We start from the raw sequence: 17,915 nt of genomic DNA on the forward strand, positions 1-17,915 counted from the left end.
CGTCGTCAGGCCACTCCGAGCAGGCGCAGCAGCGCGGTGGTGCCCGCCGCCGCGACCACGATCAGCACGAAGGGCGCCCGGCGCCAGGCGAGCAGCAGGCCGACCAGCACGCCCGCGGGTCGGGCGTAGCCGGCGAAGCCGCCGGCCTCGGTCAGCGCCGCGGTGGCGGCGAGCGCGGCCAGCAGCGCGGCGGCGCCCACCGGCAGCAGCTGGCGGGACCATTCGGGCAGGTCCAGCCGGTCGCGCAGCAGCACGCCGGCGACGCGGAAGCCGTAGGTGCCGGCAGCCAGGGCGAGGATCACGGCGATCAGCACGGGACCTCCCCGGCCCGCACGACCCGTCCGGCCCCGTCGCCGTCCGCCGATCCGCCGCCGGGGTCGTCCGGTGCGGCACCCGGGTCGCCCGGCCCGCCGGTCGACCGGCGGCGGCCCAGCAGGGGCAGGACCAGCGCGGCGAGTGCGAGGAGCACCGGCAGCCCGGCCGGCAGCAGCGGGGTGGCCAGCACGGCCAGCCCGGCGCCGGTGAGCGCCACCCGGCGGGTCTCCCGGTCGCGCAGGCTGGGCAGCAGCAGGGCGGCCAGCCCGGCCGGGAAGGCGGCGTCGAGCCCCAGGGCGGCCGGATCGCCGACCGCGCCGCCGGCCAGCACGCCGAGGCCGGTGCCGGCGTTCCAGGCCAGGAAGAGCAGCACCCCGGCGAGCCAGAACGCCCGCCGCCGCCCCGGCCCGGCCGGCCGGGCCAGCGCGAACGCGGTCGCCTCGTCGGTCATCAGGTGGCTGCCGAGCAACCGCTGCCGGCGCCGGGAGCCCAGGGCGACGCCGAGGGCCAGGCCGAACGGCAGGTGCCGGGCGTTGAGGAGCAGGCCGGCGAGGACCGCCGCGAGTGGGCTGCCGGCCGCGATCAGGCCCACGGCCATGAACTGGGCGCCGCCGGCGTAGACCAGCACCGACATGGCGAGGGTGGCCCAGGCGGGCAGGCCGGCGGCCACGGCCACGGCACCGAAGGAAGCGCCCACGGCGAGCATCGCCGCGCCGATGGCGGCGACGTCGCGGAGCACCCGGGCATCGCCCGTTCGATATGCCGTACGCATGGTCCATTATCCTGAACGCAAGGACCCGCGTTCGTCAAACCGAACAAACCGACCGTTGGAGCGAACACATGGCGATCGACCCCGCTCCCCCGCTCGCCACGATCGCGGCCGCCCTGCGCCGCGAGCGCGACCGGGCGGGCCTGTCGCTGACCGAGCTGGCCCGCCGCGCCGGCATCGCCAAGTCCACCCTGTCGCAGCTGGAGTCCGGGGCCGGCAATCCCAGCGTGGAGACGCTCTGGGCCCTCGGCGTGGCGCTGGGCGTGCCGTTCAGCCGCCTTGTCGAACCGCCCACCGCCGCCGTCCGGGTGGTGCGGGCCGGCGAGGGGCCCCGGATCCGCTCCGAACACGCCGACTTCTCGGCCACCCTGCTCGCCGCCGGCGCGCCGCACACCCGGCGGGACGTCTACGTGATGGAGCTGGAACCCGGGGCGGTACGGCTCGCCGAGGCGCACACCCCGCGCAGCGTCGAGCACGTCGTGGTCGCCGCCGGGCGGATGCGCGTCGGCCCCGAGACCGACCTGGTCGAGCTGGGTCCGGGCGACTACGCCACCTTCCCCGGCGACACCCCGCACCGGTACGAGGCACTGACCCCCGGCACCTTCGCCGTGCTCGTCATGGAACACCCGTGAGCGCGGGCGCTCAGCCCACCTCGGCCGGCGCGCGGTAGAGCCGCGCCACGACCTCCTCGATGTCCGGCTCCACGATCGAGATGTCCCGCAGCGTGGCGAGGCCGGCCAGCCCGGCCACCACCTCGGCGACGCTGGCCGACTCCAACGCGAAGACCAGCCGGCGCCCGTCCGCCTCCACCCGCTGCACCGGCGCACCCGGCAGCACCGGCGGCGCGGGCAGCGCGGCGTCCAGCTCGGCGACCACCATCCGGCGGGAGCCGTACCGGCTGTGCAGGGCGGCGATCGACCCGTCGTGCACCACCCGCCCGTGGTCGATCACCACCAGGCGCCGGCAGAGCCGCTCGATGTCGGCCAGGTCGTGGGTGGTGAGCACCAGCGTGGTGTCGCCGGCCCGGCCCAGCTCCGCCAGGAAGCCGCGGACCGCCTGCTTGCTCACCACGTCCAGCCCGATGGTCGGCTCGTCCAGGAAGAGCACCTCGGGGCCGTGCAGCAGGGCGGCGGTCAACTCGCCGCGCATCCGCTGGCCCAGGGAGAGCTGCCGGACCGGGGTGTCCAGGAACTCGTCCAGGTCGAGCAGGCTCCGGCAGCGGGCCAGCCGGGCCGCGTGCTCGCCGGGCGCCACCCGGTAGACGTGCCGCAGCAGCGCGAACGAGTCCCGCAGCGGCAGATCCCACCAGAGCTGCGAACGCTGCCCGAAGACCACACCGATGCGCAGCGCCAGCCGGGTCCGGTCGGCCACCGGCCGCAGCCCGCAGACCTGGGCCCGCCCCGCCGAGGGCGTCAGCACCCCGGTGAGCATCTTCAGCGTCGTGGACTTGCCGGCGCCGTTCGGGCCGATGTAGCCGAGCATCTCGCCCCGCTCCACCCGCAGGTCCACCCCGTCGACCGCGGCGACCGTCCGCTTCTCCCGGCGCAGCCGCCCGGCCTTCACCCGGACGGTGAACTCCTTGCGCAGCCCGTCCATCTCGATGACGTTCATGACCCCGTACTCCGGTAGTGACGGATCCCGACGCGCCACGCCACGGCGGCGACCGCCGCGGCGACAAGCGCGACGCCGGGCGAGGCCCAGCCCACCCAGGGTGGCAGGCCCAACGGGTCGGCCCGGCCCAGCAGCGCCAGCGCCGGGTGGTAGCTGACGAAGGCGAAACCCAGCCCGTACGCGAAGAGCGCGCGGAACCAGCCGCCGTAGACGGTGACCGGGTACGAGGTGAAGTCGCGCCCGCCGTAGGTGACCGAGTTGGCCAGCTCCCCCGAGTCGATCCAGTAGAACGACACCGTGGCGGTGGTGACCAAGACCGCGGCGAAGAAGACCACCGAGGCCGGCGGGGCGACCAGGGCCAGCGCCACCCGGCCCGGCGTCCACTCGATGCCGGCCGAGGCGAGCGCGAACACCAGCACGGCCAGCCCGAAGACCGCCCGGGAGACCTTGCGCAGCGGCAGGTCCATGAGCAGCAGCTGGGGCAGCGCGGCCAGCGGCCGGACCAGCACCGCGTCGAAGAGCCCGGTGCGGACGTACCGGGGCAGCCGCTCGATGTTGCCGACCAGCAGGTCGGCGGTGGCGAACGCGCACGACGACAGGCCGACGACCACCAGCGTCTCCCGGAGCGTGAACCCGCCCAGCTCCCGGGTGACCCCGAAGAGCACCAGCACGGTCATCACGTCGAACACGGTGGCGCCCATGTTGCCGACCAGGTCCACCACGAACGAGGTCCGGTACGCCGCCTGCGACCGGGCCTGCGCCCCGAGCAGCGCCCGGTACGCCCGCAGCCTCCCCGGCTCAGCCACCCTGGACCACCAGCCGGTGCTCGGCCCGGCGCTGCGCCAGCCGGCAGAGCGCCAGCAGCAGCACCGCCCAGCCGAGCTGGAGCCCGACCAGGCCGAGCTCGGTCGGCATCGGCTCCCGCTCGACCAGCACGTCCAGCGGGATCTGCAACAGGCTGGGGAACGGGGTGGCGTACCGGAGCGTGGCCTCCAGCCAGCCCGGGAGGAAGCCGAGCGGGAAGTAGAGGCCGGCGAGCACGCCGGAGCCCAGCGTCCAGAGGATCAGCGGCCCGCGGACGTCCTGCAACCAGTACGCGGTGGCGTTGACCAGGTAGCGGCAGGCGAAGCAGGCCACCACGGCGAGCAGCACGGAGAGCCCGAACAGCGGCAGGGTCGCCCAGTGCCGGGGCAGGTAGACCTCGAAGAAGAACGGGCCGATCACCACCGGCGGCAGCAGCCGGGCCAGCGTGGCGTACCCGGCCCGGCCCAGGTCGGTGGCGAGGTAGCTGGTCACCGGGTGCACCGGGCGGAGCAGGTCGGCGGCGATCTCCCCGGTCCGGATCCGGTCGGCCAGCTCGGTCCAGCCCCAGATCGCGATCACCGCGAGCAGGCCCTGCCCGGCCCAGACGAAGGTGCCGAGCCGGGCGCGGTCGTAGCCGGCCACCGTGCCGGCCGCGCCGGCCACCGCGAGGAAGATGTAGCAGCGCAGGAAGCCGAAGACCGTGTTGGTCACGACCCCCGCCACGGCAGCCTGCCGGTAGGTGGCGTGACGCCGGAAACCGGCGGCGGCTATCGCGCCGAATGTCCGAAACCATCGGGTAACGTTTGGATCCGTGGGCGGTGCCACAGTGGCGGTGACAGAGCCCACGCCGCTACCCTCCTTCCGCAGCCACGACGTGCTGGACCGGGCGACTCTACCGGCACGAAGGGCGCCCAGCGCGACAATTTCCAACGAGGTGACATCGCCGTGAGCGAGCGACGCGAGCCGGCCCCGGGGCCGCGCCGCGCGGGCGGCGACAGGGTCCCCCGATGAGCGGCTGGGACCGCTGGCGCGAGCTGGCCGAGCCCTCCTGGGCGGCCGAACCCACCCACGAGTGGCGTCCGCAGTTCCCCGGGCAGCGCTACCCGGGCGACATCGGGCTGGAATACCTGACCCCGCCCGCGCCGCGTGGCCGGGCCTCGGCGGTCGGCCGGGCCGAGGTGCACCCGGTCAGCCCGGCACCCGGGGGCGAGGACGCGTACCCGGTCAGCCCGGCGGGACCCGACGACGACCGCCGACGCGGCGTGTACCCGGTCAGCCCCGCCGGACCGGACGACCTCGACCGCCGACGCGGCACGTACCCCGTCAGCCCCGCCGGACCCGACGACCTCGACCGGCGACGCGGCACGTACCCCGTCAGCCCCGCCGGACCCGACGACCTCGACCGCTGCCGCGGCACGTACCCCGTCAGCCCGGCCGGACCGGACGACCTCGACCGGCGACGCGGCACGTACCCCGTCAGCCCGGCCGGACCGGACGACCTCGACGGTCGGCGCGGCGGGCGGCCGGGCGGGGACGGGCGGCGGCCGGAGGACGGTCCCCGGCTCGGCGTGCCGGGCGACCGGTTCGACCAGCGGTGGGTGCGGCCCGAGTCGGCGCGCGGGACGGCGCCGCACCGGCCGGTCTCCCCCGCCGCGGAGCCCGGTTGGATGCCGGAGCCGGAGGAGCACCCGCACCACGCGCCGCCGCGATCGGGCCGACCGGAGCAGCGTCGCGCACCGGCGGCCGGCCCGGTGGACCGGCGCGAACCGGCGTTCGACGGCCGGCGGGACCGGGCGTTCGAGGGCCGACGCGAGCCGGGATTCGACGACCGCCGTGAGGCGGGGTATGACGACCGCCGTGAGGCGGGGTATGACGACCGCCGTGAGGCGGGGTACGACGACCGCCGTGAGGCGGCCTTGGACGGCCGGCGGAATCCGGCCTTCGACGGCCGCTGGGATCCGGCGCTCGACGGGCGGCGGGATCCGGCGCTCGACGGGCGGGCGGGCCGGCGGGAGGCCGACCCCGGGCGTCCGGAGCGGCGCGACCAGGACATGCGCGGTCGGGGGGACGAGGGATTCGCCGGCCGCCGCGACGCCGGTGCGGCCCGCCCGGACCGGAGCCCGGACTTCCGCCAGCCGGGCGGTCCTCGCCTCGACGGGCCGTCGCGTGGCGAGCCGGGTCGGGGCTACGACGGACCGCCGCGGCGGGAGCCGGACCGGGGTCATGACGGACCGCCGCGCCGGGAGGCGGCCGCGCGGGCTGAGACGTACCGGGAGACGCCCGAGGCCGGGCGCCGGCCGGCGGACCCGTACCGCGCCGAGCCGGGCCGGTACGGCGAGTCGCGTCCCGCCGCATTCCGGCCGGAGGAGCGCCGGGAGGGTCAGCGCCCTCCGGGCGACCGCGCCCGCCCGCACCACGGGGAGTGGCCGGTCGTCGAGCGGCGACCGCGCACCGAGCCGGCCGCGTACCGGCCCGACGAGCGGCACCGCCCGACGGTCGACCGGCCCGGCCCGGACAGCCGCCCCGGCCGCCCGCTGGACGAGGCGGCCCGCTACGACGGTCGCCGCCCCGAGTCGGGCAGCCCGCTGCCCGACGGCGTCGGCCCCCGGCCGGAGCCGGCCCGTCGTCGCCCGGAACCGGTGGACGGCCGGCCCGAGCCGGTCCGTCCCCGGCCGGAATTCACGGGTCCGCGCCGCCCCGAGTCCGTCGGGCCCCGGCCCGAGTCGGTCGGGCCGCGAGCGGAATCCACCGGTCCTCGGCCAGATGCGGTCGGGCCTCGACCGGACTCGGCCGGACCTCGACCTGACTCGGCCGGACCTCGACCTGACTCGGTCGGACCCCGGCCTGACTCGGTCGGACCCCGACCTGACTCGGTCGGACCCCGACCTGACTCGGTCGGACCCCGACCTGACTCGGTCGGACCCCGGCCGGAGTTCCGGCCGCGGCCGGACGGGTGGCAGGGGCGGCCGGGCGAGCCCGGGCCGGCCCGCCCAGGCGACGGTTGGCGACCGCCGGTCGAGCCGGCCGCGCGTGCCCGTCCCGAGGACCTGCGGGACCGGCCGGTGCGCCCCGACGAGATCAGGCCGCAGCCCCAGCCCGGTGCCCGACCGGACCAGCCACGCGAGGCGGCCATGCCGGCCGCCCCGGCCCGCCCCGGGGAGCGGACGGACCGGCCGATGGCGCCGCCTCCGCCGCGCCCCGACGATGCCCGCGAGCGGCCCCTGCCACCGGCGCGGCCGGACGAGCGGCGCCAGCCGGCCATGCCGGCCCCACCGACCCGGCCGGACGACGTCCGGCGCCCGCCGGTGGAGCCGGCGACCCGACCGGATCCACGCCGGGCGGAGCCCATTTCGGGCGCACCGCTGCCGGCCACGCCGATCTCGGGCGCACCGCTGCCCGCCACGCCGATCTCGGACGCGCCGCTACCCGCCACGCCGATCTCCGGCGCACCGCTGCCCGCCACGCCGATCTCGGACGCGCCGCTGCCGGCCATGCCGGTCTCTCAGACACCCCTGCCGGCCACGCCGGTCTCGGACGCACCCCTTCCGGCCACGCCGGTCTCGGGCACACCGGTTGCCGGCGCACCGGTCTCCGGCATGCCCGCGCCGGGAGTACCCGTCTCCGCGCCGCCGGCCTTCGGGGCGCCCGGGTCTGGACGGCCGGTGTCCGGGCCGCCCGTGTCGGGCCCACCCGTTTCCGGGGCACCGGCCTCAGGGGCTTCGCCGTCCGGCGCGCCCACCTCAGGGGCTTCCACGTCCGGCGCGCCCACCTCAGGTGCGCCCACCTCCGGCGCGCCCGGCTCGGGCCGGCCCACCGGCCCGGGCGAGCGACCGGGCGATCGGTTCGACCGGCCGGTGTCGGCCCCACCCAGCTATCCCACGAAGCAGCCGGCCGCGGACGGCGCCGGGACCGCCACCCCACCGCAGGCTCGGCCTCTCGGCGCGCCGGCAGCGGCCACCGCGGCCCGGCCCGCCCCACCCGCCTACCCCGGGCCGGGAGTCGGCCGGCCGGAGCACCCCGTCAGCCCGACCGTGCCCGCCGAGGGCACGGCCGTCAGCCCGACCCTGCCCGCTGAGGGCACCCGGCCGGGCAGCACCGCCGGTCCGACCACGCCCGCTCGGGCCGGCTGGCCGACGGACGAGCGCGCCGAGACGATGCCGACCGGCCCGGGTTCGCCGCACGCGGGTGACCCGGCGTCCACGCCGGTCGCCGCCGACGGGAACGCTGAATTCAGCGAGGTCGCCGATCGCGCGGCGACGCGGCCGGCCGAACCGGCGGACGGCGACGCGGAGGCCTGGTTCCGGGGGAGCGAGCCGGGGTCGCCGGCCGCTCCGGCGGGGGCGTCCGATCCCGCCCACACGGATGCGCCGGCGTCGTCCCCCGCGGCCGGTCCGGTCGATCCGCCGGTCGTAGGGCCGGTCAGCGCGCCACCGGCCGGTCCCCCCGTCGACCACAGCCGCGCCGCCGATCCGGCGGGTCGGCAGCCAGCCAGCGCCGCGCCCGAGGCTCGGGTGGCGCTCCGACCGGAGGCAGCCGTACCCCCTAGCGAGCGGTCGGCCCCCGCTCTCGACGTCCGGGCCGATTCGGATCCGGCGGTCGAGCGGTCGACGGAACCCGCCCCCGCCCCGGCCGGCTCGGGCACCGCCGGCCGTACATCCGACGCCCAGCCCGTCTCCGGCCCGCCCGAGCCGGTGACCGACGTCCCGGCGCAGCCGGAACCGGCGTCCGCCGGGCCTCGGCCCGGCGCGCCCGGGTCCACCACCACCGCAGCACCGTCCACAGCCACCGCCCCGGACCGACCCGCTCCGGCGCCGTGGACGCCACCGGTTGCCGAGCAGTCCGGCGCCGACGCACGGCTCGCCGCCGGACCCACACCGGCCCCGGCCAGGCCCGTCTCGGCAACGCCTGCGGCGAACCCCGACACGGCCCCGGCAACGCCCACGCCACCCACCGCCGCACCCGTCTCGGCAACGCCCACGCCACACGACGCCGCGCCCTCCGCCGGCCCGTCCGCCCCGGCAGTACCGTCCGGGCAGCCCACCGGCGCCGAAACACCGGCACGGACGGCCAGCGAAGGCACGCCGGCGGCCCCCGCACCGCGTCCGCCGATCGAGGCCGCCATGCCGGCGGAGACCATCCAGGAGGCCACGCCCTCCAGCGTCACCCCGGCTCCGTCACCGCGGACTCCGGAGCAGACCGGGGCGCCGGCACAGGCGGCACCCGCGCCGCGCGCACCGGAGCAGACCGAGGTGCCGGCACAGGGGACACCCGCGCCGCGCGCACCGGAGCAGGCCGAGGTGCCGGCACAGGCGGAACCGGCGGAGGAGGACGCCGCCGCACCGGCAGGCGCGCCGCGGGAGGCCGCCGCGACACCGCAGGAGCCGAGCCCCACCACCGACCGGCCAGGTCCCGTCCCGGGCGCGCCGGAGGCGCAGGTACCGGCGCAGGCCACCCCCGCCGGGGCGTCCCCCGATCCCGTCCCGGCCGAGGATGCTCCACTCGCCCCGACCGCCGGCTCGACCGCCGAGGAAGGGCCCGCCGAGGAAGAGCCCGACCAGGAGGCGCCCGACGAGGAGGCGGCCGCCGACATCGAACGGCGGGAGGCCCGCCCGGCCGACCCGGAGCAGGCGCTGTCCGCCGTCCGCTGGCGGCTGCACCCGGAGACCCTCCGCGAGGAGGCCCCCGACCCGGCGGCGCTGCGGGAGATCCGGGACGGCCTCACCACCAAGCTCGGCAGCGCGCTGGACAACCGCAGCCGCGCCCGGCTGCTCAGCCTGCGGTCGGTGGCGTCCCGGATCCTCGGCGAGCTGGACGACGCCGTGGCCGACGCGCGACTCGCCCTCACGTACGCGGAGGCCACCGGTGAGTTGCGGCGGACCGCGCTGGCCCGCGCCCGGCTGGCCGAGGCGTTGCGCTGGCGGGGCGAGCACGCGGAGGCGGACCGGCTCTTCGCGGAGGCCAACTCGCCCGAGCTGCCGGACCGGCTACGCGCGGTGCTGCACGAGCACGCCGGTCGCTCCTGCTACGACCAGGGCCGGCTGACCGAGGCGTGCCTGCACTTCGAGCGGGCGCTGGACCTGCGCCAGGGTGACGACGGTGAGCTGAACGCGCGGACCACGCTGGCGCTGGACGCGGTCGCCGAGCGGGCCGCGACCGGCGGCTTCGGGCCGAAGCCGCGCAGCCGGGAGACGCTGCTGGGCAGCGAGCGGCACCCGGTGCCCACCTTCGACGAGGAGCAGGAGCTCTGGGGGTACGCGGACGCCGAGGGTGAGCTGGTGATCGGCCACCGGTACGCCGAGGTGCAGCCGTTCCGCGAGGGCCTGGCGTGGGTACGCCGCCCGGAGGCGTCCCGCTGGGCGCTGATCGACACGGCCGGCGCGGCGCTGATCGAGGCGAACAACGGCTACCGGGCGGTGGGCTCGTTCTCGGAGGGGCTGGCCTGGGTGTCGATGGACGGCAAGGGCCGGTGGATGGCGGTGGACCGGACCAACATCGTGAAGATCCCGCCGGGCTACGAGGACGTCCGGCCGTTCCGGGGCGGCCTGGCGGCGGTGCGGCAGAACGGCGGCTGGGGCGCGGTGGACCGGACCGGCCAGGTGGTGGTGCCGACCCGGTACCACGGTCTCACCACGGCGCTGGCCGACGGCCGGCACGTGGACGGCTTCACCGAGGACGGGCTGGCCGTGGTGGAGCTGGCCGGTCGCCGGGGTGTGGTGGACCGGACTGGGCGGGTGCTGGTGTCGCCGGCGTACCCGTCGCTGGTGGTGCACCCGGTGGCGTTCCTGGTGGGCGACGAGTCGGGTCGGTGGGGTGCGCTGGACCGGCGGGGTGATCTGCTGATCGACCTGGTGCACCCGGGCCGGGCCGCCGTGGTCGCGGAGATCGAACGGCTGCTCGCCGACACCAGCCCGGTGCTCTGAGACACTGCCGCCCGGCTGAGCGTCACACCCCCGTCGCGCCGCACGCCGACCATGATCGGGCAGGTCTAGGGTCGGGGCATGGAATTCCGACACCTAGGCCGCTCGGGCCTACTGGTCAGCGAGATCTCGTACGGCAACTGGATCACCCACGGGTCGCAGGTCGAGGAGGAGGCGGCGACCGCCTGCGTGCGGGCCGCCCTGGACACCGGCATCACCACCTTCGACACCGCCGACGTCTACGCCGGCACGAAGGCCGAGGAGGTGCTCGGCCGCGCGCTCAAGGGCGAGCGGCGCGAGGGGCTGGAGATCTTCACCAAGGTGTTCTGGCCGACCGGGCCGGGCCGCAACGACCGGGGCCTGTCCCGCAAGCACATCATGGAGTCGATCAACGGCTCGCTGCGCCGCCTGCAGACCGACTACGTCGACCTCTACCAGGCCCACCGCTACGACTACAGCACCCCGCTGGAGGAGACGATGGAGGCGTTCGCCGACATCGTGCACTCCGGCAAGGCGCACTACATCGGCGTCTCCGAGTGGAAGGCGTCCCAGATCCGGGAGGCGCACGGGCTCGCCCGCGAGCTGCGCGTCCCGCTGGTCTCCAACCAGCCGCAGTACTCGATGCTGTGGCGGGTCATCGAGGCCGAGGTCATCCCCACCAGCGAGGAACTGGGCGTCGGCCAGATCGTCTGGTCGCCGATGGCCCAGGGCGTGCTCTCCGGCAAGTACCTGCCGGGCCAGCCGCCGCCGGCCGGTTCCCGCGCCACCGACGAGAAGTCGGGCGCCGGGTTCATCGCCCGGTTCATGACCGACGACGTGCTCACCCGGGTGCAGCGGCTCAAGCCCCTGGCCGAGCAGGCCGGGCTGACCATGCCGCAGCTCGCCGTCGCCTGGGTGCTCCAGAACCCGAACGTGGCCTCGGCGATCGTCGGCGCGTCCCGGCCGGAGCAGGTGCACGACAACGTGAAGGCGGCGGGCGTGAAGCTCGACGCCGACCTGCTCAAGGCGATCGACGAGATCGTCGAGCCGGTCACCGAGCGGGACCCGGCGAAGACCGAGAGCCCGGCGCAGCGTCCGTGACGCTCTCCCGGGCCGGCGCGGCCTCCGCGCCGGCCCGGGACCCCGCGGAGGTACGCACGGCCGGGAGCACCCCGCCGCTGCGCGGCGGCTCCCGGCGGCGGAGGGTCAGCCCTCCCAGAACCGGATGAGGTGCCACCCGAGGCCGTAGAGCTGGGGCGGCAGGCCGAGCAGGTCGCCGACGGAGAAGACGGCGCTGAAGAACCACCCGTTGATCCGCGGGCTCCACAGCAGCGCGAACAGCAGGATGAAGCCGTACGGGGCGAACAGGCCGTACATCCGCCGGTACTGCGGGGACAGCCACGGCTCGATCATGTTGCCGCCGTCCAGGCCCGGCACCGGCAGCAGGTTGAGCACGCTGGCGGTGAGCTGGAGGAACGCGAGCAGCCCCACGCCGGCCCAGAATTCCAGCGGGCCGCCGATCTCGCTGCCGACCCGCACGGCCAGCACCAGCACCAGGGTGAACAGCACGTTGGTGGCCGGCCCGGCCAGGCTGACCAGGGTGTGCCGCAGCCGGCCCGGGATGGCGTGCCGGTCGACCCACACCGCGCCGCCGGGCAGGCCGATGCCGCCGAGCAGCACCACGACCACCGGAAGCACGATGGACAGCAGTGGGTGCGTGTACTTCAGCGGGTTCAACGTCAGGTAGCCGCGGTGCGCGATGTCCCGGTCCCCGGCCCGGTACGCGACCACGGCGTGCGCGTACTCGTGCAGGCAGAGCGAGATCAGCCAGCCGGAGACCACGAAGAGGAAGACGTCGAACCGGACGCTGCCGAACCCGTTCCAGGTCATCACCCCGCTGGCCACGAAGATCGCGACCAGGGCGAGGAAGATCGCGCTGGGCCGGAACGCCGCCCGGGGCACCCCGAGCACCAGCGGGTCGCGCGGGCGGTCGTAGCCGGTCATTCGGCCGGGGGCAGCAGGCTCATCCGGTATTCCACCCGGTCGTCCTCCAGGAGCGCGACGGAGGTGACGCCGGACGCCGCGAGCTCCCGCCAGGCCTGGCCGATCCACGACTCGGCGTCCGCCTGGCTGGGGAACGACTCACCCGGCCCGTCGGCCGAAGTCCCGTTCGTGCCCTCGTACCGCCAGCTCCACGCCATGCCGCGTCTCCCCTCGCCGCCGTCGCCCTGGGACGGAAACCCCCGCAAGCCTAGTCGGCCGGACGCGGGACGGCCCGGCCGCCACATGGATCATGCCCAACGCCCCGACCGGTACGGTGGCTCGGTGCTGACTCAAGGAGTGGTGCTCAGCGATCGCTATCGGCTGGGCGAACGCATCGCGACGGGCGGCATGGGGGCCGTCTGGAAGTGCACCGACACCCTGCTGGGCCGCGAGGTCGCGGTGAAGGTGCTGCTGCCTTCGCTGGTCGCCGATCCCGAGTTCACCACCCGCTTCCACGCCGAGGCCCGGATGCTGGCCGCGCTGCGGCACCCCGGCATCGTGCAGGTCCACGACTTCGGCTCGGCGACCCTCGCCGACGGCAGCCAGGTCAGCTACCTCGTGATGGAGTACGTCGACGGCGAGCCGCTGGTCACCTGGATCCGGCGCGCCGGCCGGCTCGACCCGGCGTCCACCATGTCCGTGGTGGGGCAGGCCGCGCACGCGCTGCACGCCGCCCACCTCGCCGGGATCGTCCACCGGGACGTGAAGCCCGGGAACCTGCTGGTCAAGCGGGACGGCACCGTGGTGCTGGTCGACTTCGGGATCGCCCGCGCCACCACCATGGCGGGCATCACCGCCGCGCACATGGTGCTGGGCACCGCCTCGTACATGTCGCCGGAGCAGGCCGCCGGCCAGCCGGTGTCGCCGGTGACCGACGTCTACGCGCTCGGCGCCGTCGCCTACTACTGCCTGGCCGGGCGGCCGCCCTTCGAGGGCGACAACCCGCTCCAGGTGGCCATGCGGCACGTCCAGGACGAGCCACCGCCGCTGGTGGGCACGCCGCCCGCGGTGGTCGAGGTGGTCGGCCGCGCGCTGGCGAAGCGTCCGGCCGACCGGTTCCCGAGCGCGCTCGCCCTGGCCGAGGCCGCCCAGGACGCCCGGGACGCCACCCTGGCCCGGCTTCCCGCCCCGCCCCGCCCGCCGTGGGCGGTCGCGGGTCCCGCCGTGCCGGGCGCGGCCGTCCTGCCGGCGCCCGCGCCCACCCCGGGCCCGCCCGGGGCCACGCCCTCCGCCGGCCAGCCGCCGGCCGGTCACTCGCCCGCCGGCCAGCCGCTCGCCGGCCAGTCCCCTGCCAGCCAGCCGCCGGCCGCCCAGCCGCCGGCCGGTCAGTCGCCCGCGGCGTTCCCGGCCGCGCCGCTATCCCCCGCCGGCCCAGTCGCGGCCGCGCCGCTGTCCCCCGCCGGCCCTCTCCCGGCCGCGCCCACCACGCCGCCCGGTCCGTTTCCGGCTCCTGGGCACGCCTCCGCCGCTCCCGGTCCCGGCTTCGGCGCTTCCAGGCCCGTCCCAGGCACCCCTGGTCCCGTTCCCGGCGCCCCCGGCCCCGTCCCCGGCGCCCCCGGGCCCGTCCCCGGCGCCCCCGGTCCGGGCCTCGGCGCTCCCGGGCCCACCCCCGGGGCTCCCGGGCAGGGTTCCGCGCCGGGGCCGGTGTGGTCGGTCGGTGTGGCGCACCCGGGCGGGCAGCCCGGCCACGGGTCGCTGCGGGACCGGCACGCCGGTTCGGGCGTGCCGCCGACGCTGGAGGAGCCGGCGGAGCGCCGGGGCCGCGGCCGGGCACTGGCGCTGGCCGGTGCGGCCGGCGTGGTGCTGGTCGCCGTGGTGACCGCCGTGGTCGTGGCGGTGCTGCGCTACCCCGACGACACGGACCCGGGGCAGCGCCCGGCCGCGCTGACCGGGGAGTCCGCGGTCGCCGACCCCGGGCAGTCGGAGGCGTCGGCCGAGGCCGGCGCCAGCGCCGGTGCGGAGCCGACGCCGAGCCGTACCGGGCGGCCGAGCCGGTCGCCGTCGGCCACGCCGAGCCGCCCGGCGGCGGGCGGCGGCAGCCCGTCGGCCGGTGACCCGGCGCCGACCACCGGCGCGCCCGGGCCGACCGGGAGCACGGCCGCCCCGCAGAAGCCCAACCCGTACACGGCGGCGCAGGCGTGCGGCAGCGGCTACCAGGTGATCGACTCGGCGACCCTGACCGCCGGCGGGGTGCGCAAGGGGCGCGTCTACCTGCTCTACAGCACCGCGAGCAGCGCCAACTGCGTGGTCACCCTCAAGGACACCGATGTCGGGCGGGCCACCACGGTGACCGCGTACCTGGAGGTGAAGGGCAAGGCGCGGCACACCGAGAGCGGGGCCTACCAGTACTACGCCGGGCCGGTGCGGGCCACCGCCGCCGGGGTCTGCGTGAAGTGGGGCGGGTCGGCGGGCGGGGCCAGCTACGCCAGCCCGTTCGAGCACTGCGACTGACACCGGGGCGGCGGGCGGCGACCCGCCGGGCGGCCTTAAGGTACGGGCATGTCCGTAGACGGGTGGAACACCCTCCTGGTGCTCGGCGGTATCCGCTCGGGCAAGTCGGAGTTCGCCGAGTCGGTGGTCGCCGACGCGCCCACGGTCCGGTATGTGGCCACCGCCCCCGCGGGGGACCCGGAGGACACCGAGTGGGCGACCCGCCTCGCGGCGCACCGCGCGCGCCGGCCGGGTAGCTGGACCACCGAGGAGACCGCCGCCGACCCCGGCCGCCTGGCCGCGGTGATCGCGGCGGCCGGGCCGAACGAGACGCTGCTCGTGGACGACCTGGGCGGCTGGGTGACCGTGCTGCTCGATCCGGCGCACCAGCCGGCGGACGACACGGCCACCATCGCGGAGCTGGCCGCGGCGGTCCGGGCCAGCGCCGCCCGGCTGGTGCTGGTCAGCCCGGAGGTGGGGCTGTCCCTGGTGCCCACCACGCCGCTGGGCCGGGCGTTCACCGACGCGCTGGGCGCGACCAACCGCGCGGTGGCCGAGGCGTGCGACGCCGTCGCCCTGGTGGTGGCGGGGCAGACCGCCTGGCTGAAGCCCGCCGCCGCACCCGCGACCGTCCCGGCGCACGCCGTTCCCGCACACGCCGTTCCCGCACAGGCCGGCCCCGCACAGGCCGGCCCCGCACAGGCCGGCCCCGTGCCGGGCGGCCCCGGCCAGGCGGGCGCGCCGGAGTTGACGGCGGCGAGCGCCCGGCCGGTGACGGACGGGCCCGACGAGGCGCTGCCCGAGGTGCTCACCCCGACCGTGGCGCCCACCCCGGCTCCGGCCCCGGCCGCGGCGGCCGGCCCGGCCGACTGGGCCGCGCCCACCATGGCGCTGCCGATGGTCGCGACCGGCCTGGTCATCCAGCCCGGCATGGAACTGCCGATGCCCGACGACTACACCGGCCCGCAGGCGGTCGACCGGCTCGCCACCCTGGACATCCCCGGGGCCGGCCTCGGCGTGCTGGAGCGGGTGGTCGGCTTCGCCGCCGCCACCCAGGGCACCGCGACCCCGACGCCGTGGGGTGCGGTGCGGGTGCTGCTGCTGCACGGCGACCACGAGGGCGGTGCGTCGGCCGGCGCGGTGCCCGGCGAGTCGGGCCGCCGCGCCCGGCAGGCGCGCGCCGGCAAGGGACCCCTCGCCCGGCTGGCCGCCGAGAACGGCGCGAGCCTCCAGGTGGTGGAGACGCCCACCTCCGCACCCATCGAGGAGGGGCCGGCGCTCACCGGCGAGGAGGTCGAGGCGGCCCTGCGCTACGGCTGGCGGCTCGCCGAGCAGGCCGCCGACGCGGGCGTACAGCTGCTGGTGCTCGCGGCGTGCGGGGCCGGCACCGAGACGGCCGCCGCGGCGGTGCTGGCGGCCACGGCCGGCGCGGAACCCCCGGCGGTGCTCGGCCGGGTGGTGACGGAGCACGGCGAGTTCGACGACGCCGCCTGGATGGTCCGCTGCGCCGCCGTCCGGGACGCGCTGCACCGCACCCGGCGCTCCGCCCGGGAGGCCAAGGACGTGCTCGCCGAGCTGGGCGGCGGCGACGTGGCGGTGGCCACCGGCGTGCTGCTCGGCGCGACCGCCCGGCGCGTCCCGGTGCTGCTGGACGGGCCGGTCGGGGTGGCCGCCGGCATGGTCAGCCGCGACCTGGCCGGGCAGGCCCGGCACTGGTGCCTGCTGCCCGACCACGGCGGCCGGCCCGGCGTACGGCTCGCCGCCGACGTGCTGGGCCTGACCCCGCTGCTGGACCTCCGGCTCGACCTGGGCGAGGGAGCGACCGCGCTGGCCGCCCTGCCGCTGCTGCGTTCGGCCCTGTCGCTCGCCGCCGGCCTGCCCGTGCACCCGGCCCTCGGCGGTGGGGACGACGAGGACTTCACCGAGCCGGAGCCGGCCGGCCCCGGACCGGCCAGCACGGAGCTCGAACCGGACTTCACCGAGCCGGGGCGGGCCGGACCCGGACCGGCCAGCACGGAGCCCGAGCTGGACGTCACCGAGCCGGTGCCCGGCGGCCCCGGACCGGCCAGCGCCGAGCCCGAACCGGACTTCACCGAGCCCGAGCCCGCCGGCCCCGGACCGGCCAGCACGGAGCCCGAACCGGACTTCACCGAGCCGGAGCCGGGCGGACCTGGGCCCACCACGATCGGGCCGGACGAGCCGGTCGCGCCCGGCCGACGTGCCGACTGAGGTCCGGTTCGGCGACGGGATCCGGCTGGCGCTCACCACCTTCACCACGGCGCCGGTGCGCGCCGGTCGGGTGGACCGGGCCGCGGCCGGCGTCGCGATGGCGCTGGCCCCGGTGGTCGGTGCGCTGCTCGGGGCGCTCCTCGGGGCGGTGCTGCTGCTCGCCGCGGCGGTCGCTCCCCCGCTGGTCGCCGCCGGGGTGACCGTCGGGCTGGGCGCACTGCTCACCCGGGGGCTGCACCTGGACGGGCTGGCCGACACGGTGGACGCGGTCGGCTCCTACCGCCGTGGGCCGGCCGCGCTGGAGATCATGAAGAAGCCGGACGTCGGACCGTTCGGCGTGGTCGCCCTGGTGCTCGTACTCCTGCTCCAGACCGCCGTGCTCGCGGACCTGGCCGGGCGGTCCCGGCCGGCGGCGCTCGCGGCGGTGGTCGCCGCGACGGCGGCCGGCCGGTTGGGTGTCGCGCTGGCCTGCCGCCGCGGGGTGCCCGCCGCCCGCCCGGAGGGCCTGGGCACGCTGGTGGCCGGCACGGTGGGGCCGGTCGCGCTGGTGGCCGGCACGGCCGCCGTGGCGCTGCTGGCCGTGCCGGCGGTGCCCGGCCGCCCGTGGCAGGGGCCGCTCGCCGTGCTGGCGGCGCTCGCCGTCGCGGCCGGGCTGCTGCGGCACCTGGTACGCCGGCTCGGCGGGATCACCGGCGACGTGCTCGGGGCCCTCGTGGAGATCGTCACCACGCTGTCCTACCTGGGACTGGTGCTGTCCGCCTGAGCGCCACCCGTCCGGGCGGGTAGCGTTCTGAGGCGAGGTGCACCGGCGCGGTCGA

Annotated in this window: 13 protein-coding genes; 6 read left to right on the top strand and 7 right to left on the bottom strand. The window is 77.4% G+C overall.

Annotation, left to right across the window (positions count from 1 at the left end; genetic code table 11):
* Positions 1-5: 5 nt before the first annotated feature.
* Together ACQP12_RS25025 and ACQP12_RS25030 are read right to left on the bottom strand one after the other, a co-directional pair.
* Complete coding sequence (locus ACQP12_RS25025; protein WP_433282461.1) at positions 6-314, bottom strand: AzlD domain-containing protein; 309 nt, start codon at positions 312-314, stop codon at positions 6-8.
* Positions 308-1,087 carry an AzlC family ABC transporter permease gene (locus ACQP12_RS25030; RefSeq protein WP_433282463.1) on the bottom strand — a complete coding sequence of 260 codons (780 nt, stop codon included), beginning with the start codon at positions 1,085-1,087 and terminating at the stop codon, positions 308-310. The genes ACQP12_RS25025 and ACQP12_RS25030 overlap by 7 nt, the downstream gene beginning before the upstream one ends.
* A gap of 68 nt (positions 1,088-1,155) precedes the next feature.
* Between ACQP12_RS25030 and ACQP12_RS25035 the strand changes: the two genes are divergently transcribed.
* Positions 1,156-1,716: a helix-turn-helix domain-containing protein gene (locus ACQP12_RS25035; protein WP_433282465.1), complete on the top strand. Its 561-nt coding sequence runs from the start codon at positions 1,156-1,158 to the stop codon at positions 1,714-1,716.
* Positions 1,717-1,726: 10 nt separating this feature from the next.
* On the opposite strand, the gene ACQP12_RS25040 is transcribed toward ACQP12_RS25035, so the two are convergent.
* From ACQP12_RS25040 to ACQP12_RS25050, 3 genes are read right to left on the bottom strand one after another with little or no spacing between them, the layout of a single operon-like run.
* Positions 1,727-2,695, bottom strand: coding sequence for an ABC transporter ATP-binding protein (locus ACQP12_RS25040; RefSeq protein WP_433282467.1), 969 nt, complete (start codon positions 2,693-2,695; stop codon positions 1,727-1,729).
* Complete coding sequence (locus ACQP12_RS25045) at positions 2,692-3,501, bottom strand: ABC transporter permease (protein ID WP_433282469.1); 810 nt, start codon at positions 3,499-3,501, stop codon at positions 2,692-2,694. Before ACQP12_RS25045 ends, ACQP12_RS25040 begins: the two co-directional genes overlap by 4 nt.
* The gene (locus ACQP12_RS25050; RefSeq protein WP_433282471.1) at positions 3,494-4,345 is read right to left on the bottom strand and encodes an ABC transporter permease; all 852 of its coding nucleotides are present in this window, start codon (positions 4,343-4,345) and stop codon (positions 3,494-3,496) included. Before ACQP12_RS25050 ends, ACQP12_RS25045 begins: the two co-directional genes overlap by 8 nt.
* Positions 4,346-8,619: 4,274 nt before the next feature.
* On the opposite strand from ACQP12_RS25050, the gene ACQP12_RS25055 reads away from it, so the two are divergent.
* Together ACQP12_RS25055 and ACQP12_RS25060 are read left to right on the top strand one after the other, a co-directional pair.
* Positions 8,620-10,419: a WG repeat-containing protein gene (locus ACQP12_RS25055; protein ID WP_433282473.1), complete on the top strand. Its 1,800-nt coding sequence runs from the start codon at positions 8,620-8,622 to the stop codon at positions 10,417-10,419.
* Between the two features lie 78 nt (positions 10,420-10,497).
* Positions 10,498-11,496, top strand: a complete 999-nt coding sequence (locus ACQP12_RS25060; protein WP_433282475.1) for an aldo/keto reductase family protein — start codon at positions 10,498-10,500, stop codon at positions 11,494-11,496.
* 105 nt (positions 11,497-11,601) lie between these two features.
* Here ACQP12_RS25060 and ACQP12_RS25065 read toward each other — a convergent pair whose 3' ends face one another.
* Together ACQP12_RS25065 and ACQP12_RS25070 are read right to left on the bottom strand one after the other, a co-directional pair.
* Positions 11,602-12,399 (bottom strand): site-2 protease family protein, encoded by a 798-nt coding sequence (locus ACQP12_RS25065; protein ID WP_357939715.1) that lies wholly within the window; start codon positions 12,397-12,399, stop codon positions 11,602-11,604.
* Positions 12,396-12,596: a hypothetical protein gene (locus ACQP12_RS25070; protein WP_433282477.1), complete on the bottom strand. Its 201-nt coding sequence runs from the start codon at positions 12,594-12,596 to the stop codon at positions 12,396-12,398. The genes ACQP12_RS25065 and ACQP12_RS25070 overlap by 4 nt, the downstream gene beginning before the upstream one ends.
* Before the next feature lie 124 nt (positions 12,597-12,720).
* Between ACQP12_RS25070 and ACQP12_RS25075 the strand changes: the two genes are divergently transcribed.
* The 3 genes from ACQP12_RS25075 to ACQP12_RS25085 are packed head-to-tail and all read left to right on the top strand — an operon-like array spanning position 12,721 to position 17,860.
* Positions 12,721-14,889, top strand: coding sequence for a protein kinase domain-containing protein (locus tag ACQP12_RS25075; RefSeq protein ID WP_433282479.1), 2,169 nt, complete (start codon positions 12,721-12,723; stop codon positions 14,887-14,889).
* A 48-nt stretch (positions 14,890-14,937) separates the two neighbouring features.
* Entirely contained in the window at positions 14,938-17,097 is a 2,160-nt protein-coding gene (locus ACQP12_RS25080; protein WP_433282481.1) for a bifunctional adenosylcobinamide kinase/adenosylcobinamide-phosphate guanylyltransferase, read from the top strand.
* Positions 17,087-17,860: an adenosylcobinamide-GDP ribazoletransferase gene (locus ACQP12_RS25085; protein ID WP_433282483.1), complete on the top strand. Its 774-nt coding sequence runs from the start codon at positions 17,087-17,089 to the stop codon at positions 17,858-17,860. The genes ACQP12_RS25080 and ACQP12_RS25085 overlap by 11 nt, the downstream gene beginning before the upstream one ends.
* Positions 17,861-17,915 lie beyond the last annotated feature (55 nt).

It is taken from the genome of Micromonospora sp. CA-244673 (assembly GCF_050948395.1).
In the GTDB taxonomy this organism is placed as follows: Bacteria; Actinomycetota; Actinomycetes; order Mycobacteriales; family Micromonosporaceae; genus Micromonospora.

What these genes read in the sequence shown, in the direction of transcription:
- ACQP12_RS25030 (WP_433282463.1), bottom strand. Translation starts at nt 1,087, where the DNA reads ATGCGTACGGCATATCGAACGGGCGATGCCCGGGTGCTCCGCGACGTC.
- ACQP12_RS25035 (WP_433282465.1), top strand. Translation starts at nt 1,156, where the DNA reads ATGGCGATCGACCCCGCTCCCCCGCTCGCCACGATCGCGGCCGCCCTG.
- ACQP12_RS25040 (WP_433282467.1), bottom strand. Translation starts at nt 2,695, where the DNA reads ATGAACGTCATCGAGATGGACGGGCTGCGCAAGGAGTTCACCGTCCGG.
- ACQP12_RS25055 (WP_433282473.1), top strand. Translation starts at nt 8,620, where the DNA reads ATGCCGGCGGAGACCATCCAGGAGGCCACGCCCTCCAGCGTCACCCCG.
- ACQP12_RS25060 (WP_433282475.1), top strand. Translation starts at nt 10,498, where the DNA reads ATGGAATTCCGACACCTAGGCCGCTCGGGCCTACTGGTCAGCGAGATC.
- ACQP12_RS25065 (WP_357939715.1), bottom strand. Translation starts at nt 12,399, where the DNA reads ATGACCGGCTACGACCGCCCGCGCGACCCGCTGGTGCTCGGGGTGCCC.
- ACQP12_RS25070 (WP_433282477.1), bottom strand. Translation starts at nt 12,596, where the DNA reads ATGGCGTGGAGCTGGCGGTACGAGGGCACGAACGGGACTTCGGCCGAC.
- ACQP12_RS25080 (WP_433282481.1), top strand. Translation starts at nt 14,938, where the DNA reads ATGTCCGTAGACGGGTGGAACACCCTCCTGGTGCTCGGCGGTATCCGC.